The sequence below is a fragment of the Kitasatospora sp. NPDC028055 genome, assembly GCF_040637885.1.
GTDB lineage: Bacteria > Actinomycetota > Actinomycetes > Streptomycetales > Streptomycetaceae > Kitasatospora.
Genome location: NZ_JBEZXE010000053.1, coordinates 1 through 20,413 on the forward strand (window position 1 = coordinate 1; position 20,413 = coordinate 20,413).

The 20,413-nt window shown below is 73.6% G+C and carries 17 protein-coding genes; 7 read left to right on the forward strand and 10 right to left on the reverse strand.

What is annotated here, in order from left to right; translation table 11 throughout:
- Nucleotides 1-161 precede the first annotated feature (161 nt).
- Nucleotides 162-905: a TrmH family RNA methyltransferase gene (locus AB0F71_RS33910; protein ID WP_360242927.1), complete on the forward strand. Its 744-nt coding sequence runs from the start codon at nucleotides 162-164 to the stop codon at nucleotides 903-905.
- 6 nt (nucleotides 906-911) lie between these two features.
- Here the strand turns inward: AB0F71_RS33910 and AB0F71_RS33915 are convergent, their stop codons facing one another.
- The 5 genes from AB0F71_RS33915 to AB0F71_RS33935 form a co-directional block, all read right to left on the reverse strand.
- Nucleotides 912-1,955: a peptidoglycan-binding protein gene (locus tag AB0F71_RS33915; protein WP_360242930.1), complete on the reverse strand. Its 1,044-nt coding sequence runs from the start codon at nucleotides 1,953-1,955 to the stop codon at nucleotides 912-914.
- Nucleotides 1,956-2,105: 150 nt separating this feature from the next.
- Nucleotides 2,106-3,011, reverse strand: a complete 906-nt coding sequence (locus tag AB0F71_RS33920; RefSeq protein ID WP_360242933.1) for a pyridoxamine 5'-phosphate oxidase family protein — start codon at nucleotides 3,009-3,011, stop codon at nucleotides 2,106-2,108.
- Nucleotides 3,012-3,014: 3 nt separating this feature from the next.
- The gene (locus AB0F71_RS33925) at nucleotides 3,015-3,485 is read right to left on the reverse strand and encodes a VOC family protein (RefSeq protein ID WP_360242936.1); all 471 of its coding nucleotides are present in this window, start codon (nucleotides 3,483-3,485) and stop codon (nucleotides 3,015-3,017) included.
- 176 nt (nucleotides 3,486-3,661) lie between these two features.
- A complete protein-coding gene (locus tag AB0F71_RS33930) occupies nucleotides 3,662-4,690 on the reverse strand; it encodes an XRE family transcriptional regulator (protein WP_360242939.1) in 1,029 nt (342 codons plus the stop codon).
- A 300-nt stretch (nucleotides 4,691-4,990) separates the two neighbouring features.
- Nucleotides 4,991-7,153: a protease pro-enzyme activation domain-containing protein gene (locus AB0F71_RS33935; RefSeq protein ID WP_360242942.1), complete on the reverse strand. Its 2,163-nt coding sequence runs from the start codon at nucleotides 7,151-7,153 to the stop codon at nucleotides 4,991-4,993.
- Nucleotides 7,154-7,412: 259 nt separating this feature from the next.
- On the opposite strand from AB0F71_RS33935, the gene AB0F71_RS33940 reads away from it, so the two are divergent.
- Complete coding sequence (locus AB0F71_RS33940) at nucleotides 7,413-7,979, forward strand: CGNR zinc finger domain-containing protein (protein WP_360242945.1); 567 nt, start codon at nucleotides 7,413-7,415, stop codon at nucleotides 7,977-7,979.
- A 74-nt stretch (nucleotides 7,980-8,053) separates the two neighbouring features.
- Here the strand turns inward: AB0F71_RS33940 and AB0F71_RS33945 are convergent, their stop codons facing one another.
- The 3 genes from AB0F71_RS33945 to AB0F71_RS33955 all read right to left on the reverse strand — a co-directional run bounded on the left by AB0F71_RS33945 (nucleotide 8,054) and on the right by AB0F71_RS33955 (nucleotide 12,849).
- Nucleotides 8,054-9,547: an FAD-dependent monooxygenase gene (locus AB0F71_RS33945; RefSeq protein WP_360242948.1), complete on the reverse strand. Its 1,494-nt coding sequence runs from the start codon at nucleotides 9,545-9,547 to the stop codon at nucleotides 8,054-8,056.
- A gap of 163 nt (nucleotides 9,548-9,710) precedes the next feature.
- Nucleotides 9,711-11,411 carry a phenylacetic acid degradation protein PaaN gene (paaN, locus tag AB0F71_RS33950; protein WP_360242951.1) on the reverse strand — a complete coding sequence of 567 codons (1,701 nt, stop codon included), beginning with the start codon at nucleotides 11,409-11,411 and terminating at the stop codon, nucleotides 9,711-9,713.
- Between the two features lie 160 nt (nucleotides 11,412-11,571).
- Nucleotides 11,572-12,849, reverse strand: a complete 1,278-nt coding sequence (locus AB0F71_RS33955; protein WP_360242954.1) for a glycosyltransferase family 39 protein — start codon at nucleotides 12,847-12,849, stop codon at nucleotides 11,572-11,574.
- A gap of 229 nt (nucleotides 12,850-13,078) precedes the next feature.
- On the opposite strand from AB0F71_RS33955, the gene AB0F71_RS33960 reads away from it, so the two are divergent.
- Nucleotides 13,079-13,663, forward strand: a complete 585-nt coding sequence (locus AB0F71_RS33960) for a TetR/AcrR family transcriptional regulator (protein WP_360242957.1) — start codon at nucleotides 13,079-13,081, stop codon at nucleotides 13,661-13,663.
- A 71-nt stretch (nucleotides 13,664-13,734) separates the two neighbouring features.
- Here the strand turns inward: AB0F71_RS33960 and AB0F71_RS33965 are convergent, their stop codons facing one another.
- Complete coding sequence (locus tag AB0F71_RS33965) at nucleotides 13,735-14,181, reverse strand: Lrp/AsnC family transcriptional regulator (RefSeq protein ID WP_350507326.1); 447 nt, start codon at nucleotides 14,179-14,181, stop codon at nucleotides 13,735-13,737.
- A 210-nt stretch (nucleotides 14,182-14,391) separates the two neighbouring features.
- On the opposite strand from AB0F71_RS33965, the gene pdhA reads away from it, so the two are divergent.
- The 4 genes from pdhA to AB0F71_RS33985 all read left to right on the forward strand — a co-directional run bounded on the left by pdhA (nucleotide 14,392) and on the right by AB0F71_RS33985 (nucleotide 19,720).
- The gene (gene pdhA / locus AB0F71_RS33970) at nucleotides 14,392-15,486 is read left to right on the forward strand and encodes a pyruvate dehydrogenase (acetyl-transferring) E1 component subunit alpha (RefSeq protein WP_360243068.1); all 1,095 of its coding nucleotides are present in this window, start codon (nucleotides 14,392-14,394) and stop codon (nucleotides 15,484-15,486) included.
- On the forward strand, nucleotides 15,486-16,514 hold the full coding sequence (locus AB0F71_RS33975) for an alpha-ketoacid dehydrogenase subunit beta (protein WP_360242960.1): 1,029 nt from the start codon (nucleotides 15,486-15,488) through the stop codon (nucleotides 16,512-16,514). Before pdhA ends, AB0F71_RS33975 begins: the two co-directional genes overlap by 1 nt.
- Nucleotides 16,514-17,848: a dihydrolipoamide acetyltransferase family protein gene (locus AB0F71_RS33980; RefSeq protein ID WP_360243071.1), complete on the forward strand. Its 1,335-nt coding sequence runs from the start codon at nucleotides 16,514-16,516 to the stop codon at nucleotides 17,846-17,848. The genes AB0F71_RS33975 and AB0F71_RS33980 overlap by 1 nt, the downstream gene beginning before the upstream one ends.
- A 219-nt stretch (nucleotides 17,849-18,067) precedes the next feature.
- The gene (locus AB0F71_RS33985) at nucleotides 18,068-19,720 is read left to right on the forward strand and encodes a globin domain-containing protein (protein WP_360242963.1); all 1,653 of its coding nucleotides are present in this window, start codon (nucleotides 18,068-18,070) and stop codon (nucleotides 19,718-19,720) included.
- Nucleotides 19,721-19,774: 54 nt separating this feature from the next.
- Here AB0F71_RS33985 and AB0F71_RS33990 read toward each other — a convergent pair whose 3' ends face one another.
- Nucleotides 19,775-20,317: an NUDIX domain-containing protein gene (locus AB0F71_RS33990; protein WP_360242966.1), complete on the reverse strand. Its 543-nt coding sequence runs from the start codon at nucleotides 20,315-20,317 to the stop codon at nucleotides 19,775-19,777.
- Nucleotides 20,318-20,413: the final 96 nt, after the last annotated feature.

The window sequence follows — 20,413 nt, forward strand, 5'->3', positions numbered from 1 at the left end:
AAAATCACCCGTCACGCCCCTCTCCGCACCCACCCCCTCCACCGCCCCCTCCCGCAGCGCGTCCCTCTCGCCTGGGTCGGGTGAGGGGGAGGGGGGTGGTGGGGGTGGGTGGGGTGGTGCGGGGGGTGGGGTGGGGTTGGTGGGGGTGGGAGAGTGGGGGCATGGAGGACGAGGTGGTGCGGGATTGGCGGGCGGTGGCGGCGGGGGCGGTGTTGTTGGACGGGTTTCATCCGTTGAAGCATGCGCTGCGGTTCGGGGGGGAGGTTCGGCGGGTGTTGACGGTGGACCGGGGGGCCTTGCTGGCGTTGGCCGGGGAGTTGGCGCCGGATGTGGTGGCGGCGTTGGACGGGTTGGCGGTGGAGGTGGCGGAGGAGCGGTTGCGGGGGTTGGCGCCGCGGTTGCATCCGACCGGGGTGGTTGCGTTGGCGGCGCGGCCGTCGGTGGCGGTGAACCGGGCGGTGTTGGGGCGGTTGCCGCGGCGGGCTCCGGTGGTGGTGTTGGAGAATCCGCGGAACCTGGGGAACGTCGGGGCGGTGATCCGGCTGGCGGCCGGGTTCGGGGCGACCGGGGTGGTGACCACGGGCGAGTTGGATCCATGGCACCCGACGGTGCTGCGGGGCAGCGCCGGGCTGCACTTCGCCACGGCGGTGGAGCGGGTGGACCTGCCGGAGCTGCCGGCCGGGCCGTTGTACGTGCTGGATCCGGAGGGCACGGACATCCGGGACCTGCCGTTCCCGGACGACGCGCTGCTCGCCTTCGGCACCGAGCGGCACGGGGTGTCGGCGGAGCTCAAGGAGCGGGCCGACCGGCTGGTGGCGGTGCCGATGCAGGCAGGGGTGTCCAGCTTCAACCTGGCGACGAGTGTGGCGATGGGCCTGTTCCACTGGATGTCGGGCAGGCGCTGAGGCGGGTCAGGGGGACGGCGGCGGGGTGCCGGCGTCGATGTCGCGGCCCTTGTGGTTGACCAGGAAGGCCCAGGTGTCCTTGCCCGGGATGCCGTCGGCCTCGCTGCCGCGCCAGCCCTGGGCGAGCTGGAAGGCCTGGGTGGCCCTGCGGTCGCTCTCCGTCCAGCGGGGGCCGGGGCCCTGGGTGTAGAAGCGGGAGCCGCCGCGCTGCACCAGCATCCGGCCGAGCCTGGTGACGTAGTCGTTGTTCGCCCCGGGGCCGAACTTGTCCGCGCCGGGGAAACCGGTGGTGCTGTCGTTGCTGCCGCTGGACAGGCCGGTGTAGCGGTACGGGAGGTAGGAGCCGGAGTTGTTCCAGTAGGCGTACGGGGTGGAGCGCTTCCTGGTGCCCGGGGAGGTCTGCTCGTAGGCCAGGTAGCGGGTGCGGGAGGAGTCCGTCCAGCCGCCGAAGATCGTCACGTGCGAGCCGGCCTGGGGGTTGGCCGGGTTGTTGTAGATCAGCACGTCGCCGGGCTGGAGGTCGTTCCGGTCGATCCGTTCGGCGAAGTCCGGCAGGGTCCAGGTGGTCTGGCTGCTGCCGAGGCCCCAGGCCATCGAGACGAAGCCGGAGCAGTCCTGGCGGTAGCCGTCGGACCAGTAGCTGCCCATGCTGTACGGCACGGCCTGGTCGACCCAGGCCTGGGCGCGTTGGACGATCTGGGCCCGGGTGACGGGCTGGGCGGCGGAGCGGGCGCCGGGGTCCTGGCCGTGGAGGCCGCTGACCTCGCCCTGCGGGGTCCGTGGGGGCTGGGCGGTGCTGCTGCCGCCCGGGGTGGGGCCGGGTGCGGGGGCTGCGGCGGCGGTGCCGCCGCCTATCGCGGTGCCGACGGCGGCCACCAGGACGGCGGCCCGGCGGCGGATGCTGCGGGTCGCGGCGTGCCCGCCCTCGTGGACCGGGGCGGCGTGCAGCCGGGCGCGGCGGCGGGCGCTGCAGCCCCCGCATATGCAGTCCTCCTCGGGGTCGACCTCGGTGAACTCGATCAGTGGTGAGGGGCTGCCGGTGCGGGTCATGCTCCGCCTCTTTCCGAACGTGTGCCGTCGGGATCAAAGTCCCAAAGCGGGCGGGGCGCGGCGCGGCGGGTTCCGCCGGACGGGTGAGGACCCTCCCCAGCCTTCGGCCGGGAGGTGCCCCCAGGGTCGTCGTCCGAATCTGATCCGTGGTCAGTGCGGGTTGGCGGGCGAGTACTCGGGATCGGTCCAGGTCAGCGGGGTGGCGTCGGCGATCTCCCGGACTCCGGTGACGGTCAGTTCGACCATCCGCTCGGCGCCGGGGGCGGCCTGCCGGGCCTCCTCGGACCAGTCGGTGCGGGCCTCGCCGGTGATCAGCAGGGCCCCGCCGGTCTCCCAGTCGGGCAGCAGCAGTCCGGCCCGCGGGTCCAGCTCCAGGTTCCCGAGGGTCAGGAACATGCTGTTGCCGCGGTACTCGGGCCAGCGCACGGTGTCCGGCGCCACGGCCTCCAGGAAGCCGGGGAGGCCGCCGCGGTGCGAGGCGTCCACCCGGCCGTCGGGCCCGGTGGTGGCGATGAAGAAGGTGTCGGCGGTGGCCGTGGTCAGCCGCTGGGCCGTGGTCAGGACCGGCCCCTCGGCGACCGTGCGGGGCGTGCCCGCGCCCGGGCGGTCCAGCGGGCTGCGGCGCTGGATGTACTTCGGGCAGTTGGACACCACCTCCTCGGCGCGGACCACCAGCCCGCCCCGGCCGTCCGGCACCGAACGGCCGTTGAGCCGCATCCGGCGGCGGCCGGCCGGGTCCAGGGCGATGGTGCCGAGCTGGGCGGGGCGGGCCAGGGCCTCGGCCAGCGGGTCGGCCTCGGACGGGTGGGCGGCGATCGTCACGGTGCGCTCGTCCGGGGCGTGGAGGAAGCCGGCCGGGCCGGACAGCTGGGTGGCCCAGACCCGGCCGTCCGGGTCGGCGGCGCCGACCACCAGCGTCCGGTGCTCGGTGAGGAAGCGGGCGGCCACGGCCGGGACGGTGTCGCGGATCGACCGGCCCGCGTGGTCGGCCCGCTCGGTCACTCCGGCGCGGGCCTGGGCCTGCCGCTCGCCGGGGTGGTACGGGGTGGCGGTCATCGCTTAGAAGAAGCCGCAGGTGGGGGCGGAGCTGTGGGGGGCCTCGGCGGCGGTGTCGGCCAGCCCGGTGCGGGTGTAGACCTCCAGCCGGATGCCGTCCGGGTCGGTGAAGAAGATGCCGCCGGAGGCGGAGCCCTCGTTGTGCGGGACGACGCCGTCGTAGGCGAACTCGGCGCCCAGGGTGCGCAGCAGTTCCTCGGTGGCGCGGACCTCGTCGAGGTCCGCCACCTCGAAGGAGAGGTGGTGGAGGCCGGGGGCGCTGGTGGGGAAGGTGCCGGTGCTCTGCTGCCAGAGGGTGATCACCAGGCGGCCGTCGCGGCCGAGCAGGGCGTAGCGGCGCTCGGGGTCGGTGCCCTGGTGGGTGAGGTCGAGGCCGAGGACGGCGCGGTAGAAGGCGACCGAGCGGTCGAGGTCGGTGACGTTGAGGCCCACGTGGCCGGTCTGCAGGGTGCGGAGTGTGGTGGTGCCGGACATGCCTGGTCCCTCCCGGGTGGGTTCCGGCGGGCGACTGCCTAACCGGTACTGGTTAGGTTATGGGTTAGGTGATGGGGCGTCAACCGGTGTGATGGCTTGAAGGGGTTAGGTTTTGGGGGTGGCATGCGAAAGCCCCGTCGGATCCGGTCCGACGGGGCGTTCGGGGGGTGATGCGGTTACGGCCATTCCCAGCGGATGCCGATGTGGCCGGGCTGCTGGTCCGGGGCCAGGACGTGGGCGCTCGCCGAGGCGCCGATCCACAGTTGCTCGCGGCGGTGGTCGACGTCCGCGCCCGGCTCGCGGTCGTAGCGCTCGCAGTGCACCGGGACGGCCGCCGGGTCGAAGTGCACCTGGAGCACGTACTCGCGCACCGTGGTGGCGAAGCGGCGGCTGTACTCCATGGTCGGGCCGCCGGGCGGGATCTCCACCTCGTACTCGAAGACCGTGCTGTCGCCGAGCCCGAGCGGGCGGTCCAGCATCAGCTCGGCGACGGTCAGGCCGACCTCCGGGCGGCGGCGGACCCGGCCGAGCCGGCCGTGCCGCACCGAGGTGATCTCCGGGCAGCCGGTGGCCTCCTCGTCGGCCTTGTGCACGACCAGGCAGCGGCCGACGCCGCCGACGGTGGCGCGCACCACCTGGCGCATCCGCAGCAGGTTGGCGCGGCGCTCGGCGTCCACGTAGTACGAGTCGTGGATGCTGAGCCGCTCCAGCTCGCCGGCCGGCGGGGCGTCCAGTTCGGCGAAGATCTCGGAGATCTCCTGCTCCCCCGGCCAGACGTCCTCCAGCCCGAGGTGGAGGGTGTTGGCGGCGGCGGCCCAGCGGCCGCGCGGGCGGGGCGGGCCGAGCAGGGAGGAGAGCGCGCTGTGCGGCAGGCCGAGCAGTTCCTCCAGCAGGTGGACGGCGCGCAGCGAGCTGGCCCGCTCGGGCTGGCTGCGGCCGCGGCGCCAGTAACTGAGCGTCGTGACGCTGACCCTGACGCCGCGTTGGGCGAGCGCGGCGCGGATCCGGTCCAGGCTGAGGCCGCTGGCCTCGATGGCCAGGTGCAGGGCGTCCGCGAAGCCGCCGGCCGGGGCCGGGCGGCCGGCGGACGGCGCCGGGGGGCCCGGGCTGGGGGCGGGAGCCGGGACGGGGGGCGGGTCGGGGCGCTCCGTACGCGATCCGACCAGCCGCAGCCGCGCGGCGTCCTGAGGCTGCTGTGCGGCCATGCGGTGAACCTCCCCACCAGGTGACTTCGGTGGCACCGGGGCGGCGCCGGGGCGCGCTGTGAGCGGCTTCACCGAGCTTTGGGGAACCCTACGCACGGTCGAGAGGCTACGTCATCAGTCGTGCGGATGACAGTGGTCACAGCAGGTGGACCGGATGGTTAGCGATCTTGAAACAGTCCGGAAACACGGTTGGAACGCTGCGCCGGGAACGGTGGGGAACCGGGCGCAAACGGACACCGCCGGAGCGGGCCCTGACGGCGCCGCCCCGGCGGGGGTCTGCGTGCTGCTAACGGACGGTGATCACCTGACGTTCAGGGCGACGTCGTCGATCACGAAGCTGGTCTGGTTGGAGCCGTCCTCGGCGCCGGTGAACTTGAGGGTCACGGTCCGGCCGGCGAAGGAGGTCAGGTCCACGGTCTGCTGCACGTAGCCGGCGGCCGCGTTCACGTTGGACCAGGTCTTCACGGTGGTGCCGTTCGCCTGGAGGGTCAGGGTGTCGTACGGGGTGGAGCCGGTCTCCGCGGTGTCGATGTGCAGCGCGAAGGTGAGGGTCGCCGCGGTGCAGCCGGCCGGGACGGTGACGGTCTGCGACAGGGTGTCGGTGTGGGCGCTGCCGTAGCCGTCCAGCCAGGCCTTCCAGCTGCCGGAGTGGGCGGGCTGGGAGGTGCCGTTGTCGACGACGCCCGAGGAGGTGGTCCACGGGGCGGCGGTGCCGGTCTCGAAGCCGCCGTTGCCGATCAGCTGGGCGGCGGTGCAGCCCCCGCCGGTCGGCGGGGTGGTGCTGCCGCCGCCGAGCAGGGCGGTGGTCAGGGCGTCGGCGACCGGGCTGCCCCAGCCGGTGACCTGGTCGTAGCCGGTCTTGGCGGCGAAGTCCTGGTTGGCGCCGGTGGTCACGTCGTGGAAGGTGGTGCCGTAGTTGGCGCTGTTGGCGACCGCGTACAGCTTGGGGTTGGCCTCGCCGAGGGCGGGCTGACCGGCGGCCTTGGCCTTCTGGTTGACCTGGGCGGCGTAGCCGGCCCACAGCGGCGCGGCCGCGCTGGTGCCGCCGTAGACGTTCCAGCCGCCGCCGGTGTAGATCGCGAAGCCGCTCTGCGGGTCGGCGTTGGAGGCGACGTCCGGGACGGTGCGCATGGTGCCGCCGACGCCGGTGCCGGTCTGCCAGCTCGGCTTGCCGAACACGGTGGAGACGCCGCCGCCGGCGGTGCTCCAGGCGCTCTCCGAGGAGTAGCCGTTGCCGCTGGTGACCTGGAGGTTGGTGCCGCCGACGCCGGTCTGGTGCGGGCTGGAGGCCGGGAAGTCGACCGAGGTGACGCTCGCGCCGCTGGCCGAGCGGGTGCAGTCCTTGGAGCCGTCGTCGCCGGAGGCGGAGAAGACCGAGATGCCCTGGGCGGCGGCCTGCTTGAAGGCGTTGTCGACGGCGGTCATCGAGGAGGCGGTGGTGTCTGGCTCGCAGGTGCCCCAGGAGATCGAGATGACCGAGGCCTTGTTGTCGGCCACGATCTTGTTGGCCATGTCGATCTCGCCCTGGTCGCTGTTCGGGGCCTCGTAGAGCAGCTGGGTGGCCTTGGGGGCCGCGCCGCGGACGATCTCGCTGTCCAGCTCGACCTCGCCCTCGCCCTGGCCGGGCGAGGAGTCGTAGTTCGCGCCGTCCACCGGGACGGTGGTGACGGCCGGGCCGGTCAGGCCGTACTGCGAGTCGTAGGTGGTCAGGTCCGAGGACTTGTAGCCGTCGAACTCCCAGAGGGCGACCGTGGTGCCGGTGCCGTCGGCGCCGGTCCTGTCCAGGTTGTACGCGCCCCGGTACTGGGCCGGGGCCATGCCCCGCGGGGTGGCGGTGGCGGCGTTCGGGGTCACCGAGTGCGGCTGGGCGATCCGGCCCTTGCGCACCGCGTGGTTGTCCAGGCCGCTCAGGCCCTGGACCACGGAGGCCAGTTCGGCGGGGATCGAGGCGGCGCCGTCGTTGGCGAAGAAGGTGCGCTGCTGCTGCGGGTCGAGGTAGGAGCTCTCGTGGGTGCCGAAGGCCTGTGAGACCTGCGCGGCGGTGCCGTGGGCGTTGACCACCTGGCGGTTGGCGCTGACGTCGCCGACGGTCAGGCCCTGGGCGGTCAGGTAGGCCTTGACCTGGTCGACGGCCTGCTGGGTGGGCGCGTACTGCGCGCTGAACTGCTCCGGCGTCAGGTACTTGCCGTACTCCGGGGTGCCGGGGGTGGCGACCGCGGCGAGGAAGCGGTCGAGCCCGGCGGAGTCGCGCAGCTTGAGGCTGACGGCCACCGAGAGCTGCTGCTCGGCCGGGACGTCACCCTTCTTCTCCGAGTGGGCCACCGCGGGGTTCACGGTGTTCGGCAGGGCGACGCGCGGGGCGGCGTGCGGGGTGGCGGCCTGTGCGGTGGCGACGCCGAGCGAGACGGCGGTCAGCGGCAGGACGGCTATCGCCGCGGCGATGGCGAGGGAACGGTGGCGCAACGGATCCTCCTCCGGCCGGCTGTGGGGAACCGGCAAGGGGCAAGGCGTCCCGAGGGGTTCAGGAACACTGGCTAGAACATGTCAGAGCGGATCGGTGCGGTGGATCATGGTCCGGCAATTGGTTGCTAAAAAACAGTCAACTGTGGAGGGCCGGAAAGCCGGGCGTTCCATACAGTGAATGGCCGGAATTCCGGCGACGGTCCATACCAATTCCCGCTGGGGGAACGGACGTAGAATCGGGGCGAGCCGAGGGAGAGCGATGACTGACCTGATGCCGGATCCGAGGGACCACCGACCGCTGATCGGCGAGCCGCTCGCGCTCGACCTGCTCAACACCCGCTGGTCCGGAACGCCCGTCAACGACGCGCTCACCGACGTCGAGCAGTACGGGATCTGGCTCTCCTCCAACGGGCTGGCCGAGCGCTGCACGGCCGACGCGGCCGGGCTGGCGGCCATCCGGCAGACCCGCGAGGCGATCCTGCTCGCCGCCCAGGACGCCCGCGAGCAGGGCGAGTTGGGCCCGGAGGCGCGGGACGGGCTGGACGCGGTGCTGGCGCACGGACGGATCCGGCGGACGGCCGGGCCGGGCGGGGCCGAGGAGCGGGTCGAGGCCGACCGGCCGGAGTGGCTGGCACCCTGGCTGGCGGCCGACGACTTCCTCACGCTGCTCGGGCAGGGCGCCCACCGGGTGAAGCAGTGCGCACACGAGGCGTGCATTCTGCATTTCTTCGACGCCTCGCAGAACGGGCGCCGGCGGTGGTGCCGGATGGCGGTCTGCGGGAACCGGGCGAAGGCGGCGCGGCACTACGTGAAGGCGCGGGGTTAACCGACGACCGAACGAAGGGTCGGCGGGTGCGGCGTCCGTGCCGCACCCGCCGACCCTTCGTCGCGCTGCCCGGGTCAGTTCTCGGCGGGGGCGCCCAGCCAGCCGGTGAGGGCCTCGCGCAGCTCGCCCTGGCCCGGGTCCACGGCGCCCCAGGCGACGTAGCCGTCCGGGCGGATCAGCAGCACGGTGTCGGCCAGCTTGCCGTGCGGGTCGGCCGGGGCGGCGCAGACCAGGCGGTCCGCCCAGGGCGCGGTGGCGGCCAGCTCGTCATTGCTGACCAGGACGAACTTCCCGGCGCGCAGCGCCTCGTAGAGCCGCTCGGGCCCGTCCGGCTCGCCCTCGGCGGGCTTGCTGAGGGCGGTCAGCCTGAGGTCGGGGACGCGCTTGCCGACCTGGGGGTGGGCGCCCTTGGGGGCCGGGTAGGCGATCTCGATGCCGGAGACCATCCGGGCGCCGCGCTCGGTGAGCAGGTCGAGGTGGCCGCCGATCGCGGTGAGCGCCCCGCGCAGGGCGCGGGTGGGGGCGGACTCGGCGAGGGCGATCCGGATCAGCGCGCCGGAGGTGCGCAGCACCGTCCTGCCGACCGGGTGCCGCTCGGCCTGGTAGGTGTCCAGCAGTGCGTCGGTGGCGTGGCCGCGGAGGGCGGCGGCCAGCTTCCAGGAGAGGTTGGCGGCGTCCTGGAGGCCGGTGTTCATGCCCTGGCCGCCGGCCGGGGAGTGGCAGTGGGCGGCGTCGCCGGCCAGGAAGACCCGGCCGGAGCGGTAGTTGGGGGCCTGGCGCTCGTCGCTGTGGAAGGTGGAGCTCCAGCGCACGTCGTGCAGGCCGTAGTCCTCGCCCTGGGTGGCCTGGACGATCGCGGTGAGCTGCTCGGGGGTGGGGGTGGCGCCGTCGGCCTGCGGCTCGTTGCGGTCCCAGGCGATGACCCGGTACCAGCCGTCGCCGAACGGGGCGACGAAGGAGAAGCCGGCCTTGTTGGCGCCGACGGCGATCGCGTCGGCGGGCTCGCGCTCCAGCCGGACGTCGGCGAGCATCACGGAGTCGACCACGGACTCGCCGGGGAACTCGATGCCGAGCAGCTCGCGGACGGCGGAGCGGACGCCGTCGGTGCCGACCGCGTAGCGGGCCCGGTGGCTGCGCCCGTCGCGGGTCTCCAGGGTGACGCCCTCGGCGTCCTGGCGCAGCCCGGTGACCTCGGCGTCGCGCAGGATCACGGCGCCGGCCCGTTCGGCGCGCTCCTGGAGCACCCGCTCGACGTTGTACTGCGGGGTGATCAGGACGAACGGGAAGCGGCTGGGCAGCGTGCTGAGGTCGATGCCGAGCCTGTTCAGCATCCGGAGCCCGCTGAGCGGGCGGCCGGTGGCGATCAGTTCGTCGGCCAGGCCCCGGGCGTCCAGCAGCTCCAGGCTGCGGGCGTGCACGGCGAAGGCCCGGGTGAGGTTGGACTCCGTGCCGCGCTTCTCCAGGACGGTGACGCCGACCCCGGCGGCGGCGAGGTCGCCGGCCAGCAGCAGTCCGGTCGGTCCGGCACCGACGATGACGACGTCGGTTTCGGTCGGCTTCACGGTCATGTATCAGCTCCCGTTGTTCGGAGGGCGGTTGGACGCCGTTTCCGGCGCTCTCCCAGCCTCCATCATCGCGGGCGCCGGTGGAGCTGTGAACCGCCGGTCCCCCGGTGGCGGGTGGCCGACCGGGGGACCGGGGGTTCGGGCGGGGGCGGAAGGCCCCGCCGGCTCAGCTGTGGCGGCGGATCTCCACGGTGCGGAACCGGTTGGCCACGAAGGCGCCGTCGCAGTACGCGGAGTTGGCGGCCGGGTTGGCGCCGGTGCCGTGGAGGTCGGAGAAGGCGGCGGTCTGGTTGGGGTAGACGCCGCCGGTGAGGTTGAGCGAGAGCGAGACGCCGGAGTCCAGCGCGGCCTCGACCAGCAGGGCCTCCACCTCGGGCGAGGTGGTGTAGCCGGAGGCCGTCATGGCGCCCTTCTCGCGGACCGTGGTGCGCAGCAACTCCACGGCGGCGGGGGTGGATTCGACGGCGACGGCGAAGGAGACCGGGCCGAAGCACTCGGTGCGGAAGACCGAGCGGTCGTCCGGCTTGTCGGCGTCCAGCTTGACCAGCGCCGGGGTGCGGACGGTCGCGCCGGGGAAGTCGGGCGAGACCACCGCGCGCGGGGCGAGGGCGAGTTCGCCGTACTCGCCGCCGGCCGCGGCCGCGGAGCGCTGGAGCACGCCCGGGTTGACCACGGCGCCGAGGATGGCGGCGGCGCGGGCGTCGTCGGAGAGCAGGCCCTCGATGGCGGCGGCGAGGTCGGTGACGACCTGGTCGTAGGACTTGTGGCCCTGGTCGGTGCCGATGCCGCCGCGCGGGATCAGCACGTTCTGCGGGGTGGTGCACATCTGGCCGCTGTACAGCGAGAGGGCGAAGGCCAGGTTGCCCAGCATGCCCTTGTAGTCGTCGGTGGAGTCGATGACGACCGCGTTGACGCCGGCCTTCTCGGTGTAGACCTGGGCCTGCTTGGCGTGCTCCTCCAGCCAGTCGCCGAAGGAGGTGGAGCCGGTGTAGTCGATCATCTTGATCTCGGGGCGGACCGCGAGGGTCGCGGCGACGGTGCCGCCCTCGTGCTCGGCGGCCAGGCAGACCAGGTTGGCGTCGAAGCCGGCCTCGGCGAGCACCTCGCGGGCGATCGCGACGGTCAGCGCGAGCGGCAGCACGGCCCGCGGGTGCGGCTTGACCAGCACCGGGTTGCCGGTGGCCAGCGAGGCGAACAGGCCGGGGTAGCCGTTCCAGGTGGGGAAGGTGTTGCAGCCGATCAGCAGCGCCAGGCCGCGCGGGACGACGGTGAACTCCTTGGTCATCACCAGCGGCTCGCGCTTGCCCTGGGGCTTGGTCCAGCCGGCCTGCTGCGGCAGCCGGGTCTGCTCGGCGTACGCGTAGGCGACGGCCTCCAGGCCGCGGTCCTGGGCGTGCGGGCCGCCGGCCTGGAAGGCCATCCCGTAGGCCTGGCCGGTGGTGTGCATGACGGCCTGGGCGAACTCGTGGGAGCGGGCGTTGATCCGTCGCAGGATCTCCAGGCAGACGGCGGCGCGCTCCAGCGGGGAGGCGGCGGCCCACCCGGGCCGGGCGGTCTCCAGCGCGGCGATCAGGGCGTCCGGGCCGGCGTGCGGGTAGGTGATGCCCAGCTCGATGCCGTACGGGGAGACCTCGCCGCCGACCTGGTCGCCGTCGCCGGGGTGGCCGTCGAGGACGAAGGGCCGGCCGAGGAGGGCGTCGAAGGCGGCCTTGCCGTCGGCCGGGCCGCTCTCGCCGTAGGCCTTCGGGAACTCGGGGTAGGCGGACCAGTAGTCGCGCTTCGCGGCGGCGGCGAGCGCGGCGTCCAGGGTGGCCTGGTGGCGCTCGACCAGCTCGGCGACGAGGGGGTGGGTGACCGCTGCGGGCATCTGTGCGCTCCTCAGAGGGGAGGACGGGACACGTCACAGAGTAACCGAACGATCGGTCGGCTCAAGAGGGCGTGGGGGACGGATTCCGGCGGGAACGCGAAGGGGCGCGTCCCGGTCGGACGCGCCCCTTCGGCGATGCTGTCGGTTCGGGTCGGCCGGTCTACGGCACGCCCAGCTCGAAGATCACGAACCCGGCGTACCAGCCCGAGGCGATCGCACCCGTCCCCAGGACCGTCGCCAGCACCGGCCAGCTGAGCTTGCGCATCCCCACCGCCAGCGCGATGAACAGCGGGAACGCCGGCAGCAGGTAGCGCGAGACGTTGCCGAAGATGCCCAGGCTGCCGAGCACCGAGACGATCGTGGCCAGGGTGTAGGCGGTCAGCACCAGCGGCGGGCGCAGCCGGACCAGCAGCACGATCAGCACCGGCAGGCTGAACACGATCAGGGTGGCCAGGAGGTCCGGCACCTGGAACGCGAAGGGGTAGTCGTTGCGGCCCAGCAGCACCCCGCGGATCGCCTGCCAGGTGCCCTGGCCGCCGTCGAAGTAGTGCAGCCAGGCGTCGTGCTGGATCCGGAAGTAGCCGCCCCACTCGCCGGTCCGCCAGCCCACCCAGGCCACGTAGCCGAGCAGGCCCAGCGGGGCCAGCAGCATCGCCGCCAGCGGGCGCAGCACCCCGCTCTCCCGGCGGTACAGCTCGACCAGCGCGGCCAGGCCGACGGCGCCGATCAGCGCCGCCGAGGTCGGCCGGTTGAGCCCGGCGACCAGGGTGACCGCCCCGGCTGCGACCCACTGCTTGGTCATCGTGAAGTAGCAGGCCCAGGCGGCCAGTGCGACGAACAGCGAGTCCGAGTAGACGGCCCACTCGGCGCCCGAGCCGGGGGCGATCGCCCAGATCCCGGCCGCGATCACGCCCGCCCGGGGGCCGGACAGCTTCTCCACCACGGCGTAGATCCCGGCCGCCGCGAACAGCGAGGCCAGCACCGAGACCAGCATCCCGGCGCCGTACAGGCCGAGGCCGGTGACGTCCGAGGTGAGCCGCATCAGGCCGGGGTAGAGCGGGAAGAAGGCGGCCGAGTTCTGCTCGATGGTGAAGCCCGGCTGGCCGCCCGGGATCGGGATCAGCGCCGGGTGGTAGCCGAACTGGGCGACCTGCTGGTACCACCAGCCGTCCCAGCTGGCCAGCACGTCCCAGGGGTTGGTGCCGCCGCCGAACCGGGCCGGCTTCTTCGCGTAGTCGCCGGAGAAGGAGAGCAGCTTCATGAAGACGGTGAAGCCGACCAGCTTGAGCACCGCGTAGCACCACACGGCCGGTCCGAACCGCACCACCAGCGCCCGGGCGCGGTCCTGCCAGGTGTGGCCGGCGCCCGCCGGGTCCTCGCCGCGCTGGTCGGGCACGCCATCGGGCAGGTCGGAGGAGACTGCCGGTATTGCGTTCATCAGCTGCGGACCCCAGCCTGCTGGACGTGGACGATCGTCCGCAGATTCTAGGCGGTCCCTCCTCCGGTTGGTGTGGACCAGCTTCGGTTGGTGTGGACCGGCTCCGGTTGGTGCCCGCCCGGTTCCGGCTGGTGCGGACCGGCTTCGGCTGGTGCGGACCGGCTTCGGCTGGTGCGGACCGGCCGGACCCGATCGCGTACCCCGCTCGGCGGCCGGGGATACTCGGAGGATGGCCGATCACACCACGCGCACCGCCTACACCGTCGAGTCACTGCTCGCGGTGACCGTCGACGTGTTCAACGAGCGCGGATACGACGGCACGTCGATGGAGGACCTCTCCCGGGCCGCCGGGATCTCCAAGTCCTCGATCTACCACCACGTCCGCGGCAAGGAGGAGCTGCTGCGGCTGGCCGTCGGCCGGGCGCTGGACGGGCTGTTCGCGATCCTGGCCGAGCCGCAGGCGGTGGCGGGCCCGGCGGTGGAGCGGCTGGAGCACGTGGTGCGGCGCACCGCGGAGGTGCTGCTGGCGGAGCTGCCGTACGTGACGCTGCTGCTGCGGGTGCGCGGCAACACGGCCACCGAGCTCTGGGCGCTGGAGCGGCGGCGGGACTTCGACCACCAGGTGGCGGAGCTGGTGCGGGCGGCCGTCGCGGACGGTGCGCTGCGCGGGGACGTGGAGCCGCGGCTGGCCACCCGGCTGCTGTTCGGGATGATCAACTCGATCGTGGAGTGGTACCGGCCGGGGTTGAAGGCGGCCGACGGGGTCGCGGACGCCGTGGTGCACCTGGCCTTCGACGGGCTGCGGGCCCGGTAGCTGTGGGGGCCGGTAGCGGCCGGCCCGGTGGCTTCGGGGGCTGGTAGCTGCGGGGGCCCGGTGGGCGTTTCCTAGTCGGGGGGCACCTGGTCGGTCTCCTCGAACACCAGCATGGTTTGTGTACCGAGCACCTGTGGGATGGACTGGATCCGGTTGAGGACCAGGTCCCGCAGGGCGTGGTTGTCGGCGGTGTGCACCAGCAGCAGGACGTCGAAGTCCCCGCCGACCAGGGCGATGTGGGCGACCCCGGGCAGCGCCAGCAGCTGCTCGCGCACGGTGCGCCAGGAGTTCTGGACGATTTTCAGGGTGATGTACGCGGACGCGCCCTGACCTGCCCGTTCGTGGTCCACCCGGGCGGTGAAGCCGCGGATGATGCCGTCCTCGACCATCCTGGAGATCCGGGCGTACGCGTTCGCCCGGGACACGTGCACCCGCTCGGCCACCGAGCGGATCGAGGCTCGACCGTCCTGCTGCAGCAGCCGCAGGATCGCCCGGTCGACCCGGTCGAGTCTGGACATCTGTTCAGCCGACATGACCCCCCACCCTCGCCGATTGGACACACTGCCACCAGTCGACCGCCGCTCGGGCCGAATGTCCACCACCTTGTCACGCTTCTGGTCAAGATGAACAGACGACCGAACAATCGGTAGGGAGCCCCCCGCCACCCATGGAGGTGCCCCGAGATGACCGTTCTCGACCACAGACACCACACCGGCGTGCCCGGCTGGATGCCCGGGGCCACCGCTCCGCGCACCGATCCGGCCCCCCTCCTCCCGGACGTCTCCCCCGTCCGGGTGCTCGGCACCCCCGCGTTGGAGAAGCAGGACCCGGCGCTGCTGCGCGAGCTCTACCGGCGACTCGTCGTCGGCCGGCGCTACAACCAGCAGGCCACCACCCTGACCAAACAGGGCCGCCTCGCCGTCTACCCGGCCTCCACCGGGCAGGAGGCCTGCCAGGTCGCCGCCGCCCTGGTGCTCGGCGAACGCGACTGGCTGTTCCCCAGCTACCGCGACACCCTCGCCGTGGTCTCCCGCGGGGTCGACCCGCTGGAGGCGCTGACCCTGCTGCGCGGCAACGCCCACACCGGCTACGACCCTCGCGCCAGCCGGACCGCCCCGCTCTGCACCCCGCTCGGCACCCAGGCCCCGCACGCCGTCGGACTGGCGCACGCCGCCCGGCTGCGCGGCGAACCGGTGGTCGCGCTGGCCATGCTCGGCGACGGCGGCACCAGCGAGGGCGACTTCCACGAGGCGCTGAACTTCGCCGCCGTGCTGCGGGCGCCGGTGGTCTTCCTGGTGCAGAACAACGGCTACGCGATCTCCGTCCCGCTCAGCGCGCAGTCCGCCGCACCCAGCCTCGCCCACAAGGCGGTCGGCTACGGCATGCCCGGCCGGCTGGTCGACGGCAACGACGCGCCCGCCGTGCACTCGGTGCTCACCGAGGCCGTCGAGCGCGCCCGGGCCGGCGAGGGCCCGACCCTGATCGAGGCCCTCACCTACCGGATCGAGGCCCACACCAACGCCGACGACGCCACCCGCTACCGCACCGAACCCGAGGTGGAGGCCTGGCGGGAGCACGACCCGATCCTGCTGATGGACCGCGCCCTGCGCGGACTCGGCGTACTGGACGACGAGCTGGTGCAGGACGCGGCCGACGAGGCGGAGGCGCTGGCGGCCCGGATGCGGGCCGAGTTCCACGCCGACCCGGAGCTCGACCCGATGGCCCTGTTCACCCACGTCTACGCCGAGCTGACCCCGCAACTGCGGGAGCAGGCAGCCCAGTTGGCCGCCGAGCTGGCCGCCGAAGCCGAGGTGCAGCACTGATGTCCACCGCTGTTTCCGCCCGAACGGGCGGCACCGCCGGCACCGCCCGTACCGCCTCGATGGCGCAGGCGCTCAACTCCGCGCTGCGGGACGCCCTGCGCGAGGACCCCACCGTCCATGTGCTCGGCGAGGACGTCGGCGCGCTCGGCGGGGTCTTCCGGATCACCGACGGGCTCACCGCCGAGTTCGGCCCCGACCGCTGCCTGGACACCCCGCTCGCCGAGGCCGGCATCCTCGGCACCGCGATCGGCATGGCGATGTACGGGCTGCGCCCGGTGGTCGAGATGCAGTTCGACGCCTTCGCCTACCCGGCGCTGGAGCAGCTGTTCTCGCACGTCGCCAAGATGCGCAACCGCACCGGCGGCAAGCTCCCGCTGCCGATCACCGTGCGCATCCCGTACGGCGGCGGCATCGGCGGCGTCGAGCACCACAGCGACGCCTCCGAGGCGTACTACACCAGCACCCCCGGCCTGCACGTGGTCACCCCCGGGACGGTCGCCGACGCCTACGGGCTGCTGCGCGCCTCGATCGCCTCCGACGACCCGGTGGTCTTCCTGGAGCCCAAGCGGCTCTACTGGGGCAAGGCCGAGTTCGACCCGGCCGCGCCGGTCGAGCCGATCGGCCGGGCCGCGCTGCGCCGCACCGGCACCTCCGCCGTGCTGATCACCTACGGGCCGTCGCTGCCGGTCTGCCTGGAGGCGGCCGAGGCCGCGCAGGCGGAGGGCTGGGACCTCGCGGTGCTCGACCTGCGCACCCTGGTGCCCTTCGACGACGAGACGGTCACCCGGGTGGTGCGCTCGATCGGCCGGGCCGTGGTGGTGCACGAGGCCAGCGGCTTCGGCGGCACCGGCGCGGAGATCGCCGCCCGGGTCACCGAGCGCTGCTTCCACCACCTGGCCGCGCCCGTGCTGCGGGTCACCGGCTTCGACATCCCGTACCCGCCGCCGATGCTGGAGCACCACCACCTGCCCGGGGTGGACCGGATCCTGGACGCGGTCGCCCGGCTGCAGTGGGAGGACCGAGGATGATGCCCGTCGTACGGGAGTTCCGGCTGCCCGACCTCGGTGAGGGACTCACCGGGGCGGAGGTGGTGCGCTGGATGGTCGAGGTCGGCGAGGTGATCGCCGTCGACCAGCCGGTGGTGGAGGTGGAGACGGCCAAGGCCGTGGTGGAGGTGCCCTGCCCGTACGGCGGGGTGGTCACCGCGCGGTACGGCGCGGAGGGCGAGGAGATCGCCGTGGGCGCGCCGCTGGTGACGGTCGCGGTGGCGTCGGGGGGCGCTCCGGAGGGCCCTTCGGGGGCGTCCGGTGCTCCGGCCGCGCTGTCGGCGGAGGTCGAGCGGCCGTTGGTCGGGTACGGGGTCGTCGAGAGCAAGGGCGGGCGGCGGCGTCGGGTGGGGGTGGCTGCTGCTGGTCCTGCTGCTCCGGCTCCGGTTGCCGTTGCTGTCGCTCAGGCCCAGGCTCCGGCACCGGCTCCGGCGGCTCCGGTCGTGGTGCCGGTGATCTCGCCGTTGGTGCGGCGGCTGGCCCGGGAGCAGGGGGTCGACCTGACCGCGCTCGCCGGGAGCGGGCCGGACGGGCTGATCATGCGGGCGGACGTCGAACGCGCGGTCGCGGCCAAGGTGGCCGGCCCGGTGGCCGCTGCGGCGGTCGCAGCGCCCGTACCGGCCGGTCAGGACGCGGTCGTCCCGCTGCGCGGGCTGCGCAAGGCGGTGGCCGAGAAGCTCACCCGCAGCCACCGGGAGATTCCGGCCGCGACCTGCTGGGTGGACGCGGACGCCACCGAACTGATGGCACTGCGGCGGCAGTTGAACGCCACCCCGGGCCCGAAGGTGAGCGTGCTGGCGCTGCTGGCCCGGATCTGCACGGTCGCGCTGGCGCGCTTCCCCGAGCTCAACTCCAGTGTGACGGAGGACGGTTCGGGCATCGTGCGGCACTCGGCGGTGCACCTGGGCTTCGCCGCCCAGGGAGAACGCGGACTGGTCGTCCCGGTGGTCCGGGACGCGCAAGCCCGTAGCACCGAGCAACTCGGCGAGGAGCTGGGCCGGTTGACCGAGGCGGCGCGCACCGGATCGCTGACTCCGGCCGAACTGACCGGCGGCACCTTCACGTTGAACAACTACGGGGTGTTCGGCGTGGACGGTTCCACCCCGATCCTCAACCACCCGGAGGCGGCGATGCTCGGGGTCGGCCGGATCGTGGCCAAACCCTGGGTCCACGGTGGGGAGTTGGCGGTGCGCGAGGTGACGCAGCTGTCCTTCACCTTCGACCACCGGGTCTGCGACGGCGGGACGGCGGGCGGGTTCCTGCGGTTCGTGGCGGACTGCGTCGAGCAACCCGGGATGCTGCTGCGGCAGCTGTGAGCAGGACGGGGTCGCCCTGGGTGTGCTGCTCGGCACTCAGGGCGACCACCGATCGAGTGAGAGTAGCGCGTTCTCCGGCTGGGTGTCCGGGCTTCCCGCGATTTGTCGGATGAGCACTTCGGGCGTGCCACGCTGCCTAGGCGTCAGCAGAGACAAGCCAGGTGGTGGCGCAGGCCGGCCGGAGGCGAAACGATTCTCTTGGTTACTCGAAACGTAGCGGTGAAGTCCCGCAGAACACTTCTGATCCGCACCGGGCTCGGCTCGGCCGGGGCCGCGTCCGTCCCGGGCCTGCCGGAGGCGGAGCCCGCGCGGCCGCCGATGCCGCTGGACCCGCCCGACCTGCCGCCCGCGCCGGTGGCGGAGCCCGTACCGGTGGCGGAGCCCGTGGCCGTGGTGGAGCCCGTGGCCGTGGCGGAGTCCGCGTCGGTGGCGGCCCCGGTGCGGACCGGGCCGGTCGTGCCGCCGCCGCCCGCCGAGCCGCCGATCGTCCCCGCGCCGCCGATCGTTCCCGCACCGCCGGTCGTCCCCGCGCCGAGCTACCCGGAGACGCCGTCGACCACCGGCACCGCCCCCGCCTTCCAACCCCTGTTCGTCGACGCTCCCGGGCTCAACTGGGCCGGTCCCGGCGACAGTTGGAGCGAGGCCTGGGCAACTCAGACGCAGCCCCGACCCCACGCCCTGCCGTCGGTCCCGGCCCCGACCGCCGCCGCGCCCGGTGTCGACCCGACCGAACTCCCGCTCACCGCCCAGGACATCGGCCTGATCCGGGACAGCCTCGCGCTCGTCGAACCGGTCGCCGACCGGGCCACCGCGCACTTCTACGCCCTGCTCTTCCTGCAGCACCCCGAGGTCCGCCCGCTCTTCCCCGCCGCCATGGACGTCCAGCGCGACCGGCTGTTCCGCGCCCTGCTGGCCGCCGCCCGCGGCGCCGAGGACCCGGCCGCGCTGCGCACCCGGCTGAGCGAGCTGGGCCGCGGCCACCGCCGCTACGGCACCCTGACCGGCCACTACGCCCCGGTGGGGGAGTGCCTGGTGCAGGCACTGGCCCGGTACGCGGGCAGCCGTTGGGACGCGGCGACGGAACTGGCCTGGCGCCGCGCCTACCGGCTGATCTCCACGATCATGATCGAGGCCGCCGAGGAGGCCGCCCGCACCTCGCCGCCGTGGTGGCAGGGCGAGGTGGTCCGGCACGAGCAGCGCACCCGGGACGTCGCGGTGCTCACCGTCCGCCCCGACCAGGCGTACCCGTTCCGGGCCGGCCAGTACTGCAGCCTGGAGACGCCCTGGTGGCCGCGGGTCTGGCGGCACTACTCCTTCGCCTCCGCCCCCCGCCCGGACGGGCTGCTGGTCTTCCACGTCAAGGCCGTCCAGGCGGGCTGGGTGAGCAACGCGCTGGTGCGCCGGGCCGCCCCCGGGGACGTGCTGCGGCTGGGCCCGGCGGCCGGCGGGATGACCGTCGACCACTCCTCCGGTGCCGATCTGCTCTGCCTCGGCGGCGGCACCGGCATCGCGCCGATCCGCGCGCTGGTCGAGGAGGCGGCCGAGCACGGCGCCTCCGGCCGCAGCGTCGAGGTGTTCTACGGGGCCCGCAGTGCCGCCGAGTTGTACGACCTGGACGGGCTGCGCGAGTTGGCCGCGCGGCTGCCCTGGCTGACCGTCCGGCCGGTGCTGTCCGGCACCGGCCCGGCCGGGGGCGCGCTGACCGGTGAACTGCCCGAGGTGGTGGGCCGGTTCGGCCCGTGGGACGGTCGGGAGGCGGTGCTCAGCGGCCCGCCCGCGATGGTCCGGCGCGGGGTCGGGGTGCTGCTGCGGGCGGGGCTGCCGGCCGAGCGGATCCGGCACGACCTGGTCGGCGAGCTGGCGGCCGGATAGCGCCGGGCCGGGTGGCCAGGATCGGTGATCAGCCGCGGGGATTATCCAAGGGGATCAGCCGAGGTCGGGTGCGAGGAGCGCGCGGATGCCCTCGATGTTGGCCGCGAGGTACGCCCGGAGCCGGGGCGGCACGACGTTCACCGAGGTCACGCCCTCGCGGGTGAACGGCAGCCGGACCACCTCGTACTCGCCGTTCGGGTCCGTCACCTCGGGACCGTGCCGCCGGCTGAGGTCCATCGAGGCCAGCCGGCAGACGAAGAAGTGCTGCACCTTGACCCCGTGCGGGTGCAGCAGGGTGCCGTCGTCGTGGTGGGTGTGGCTGATGGTGTCGACGAAGGCGGGCACCACGTCCACGACCTTGCCGCCCAGTTCCTCGTCCACCTCCCGGTGCAGCGCCTCGACCACGGTGCGGTCCTCGCGTTCGACGCCGCCGCCCGGGGTGATCCAGTACGGGTGCGGCGCCCCGGGCCGGACCCGCCGGATCAGCACGATCGAGGCCGGGCCGTGCGGGTCGTCCGGGTCCAGCTCCAGCAGGATCGCCCGCGCGGTCCGCTTGACCACCGGGCGCGGCGGCGGGGTTCGGTTGTCGGGGCCCATGGTGACCTCCGGGGCTGGAGCGTTGTGCGTGAGTCTCCCCGCGGAGGGAAACGGTCGAAACCCCGGGAAAGGGTCGAAACACCGGCAGAAGAGCAG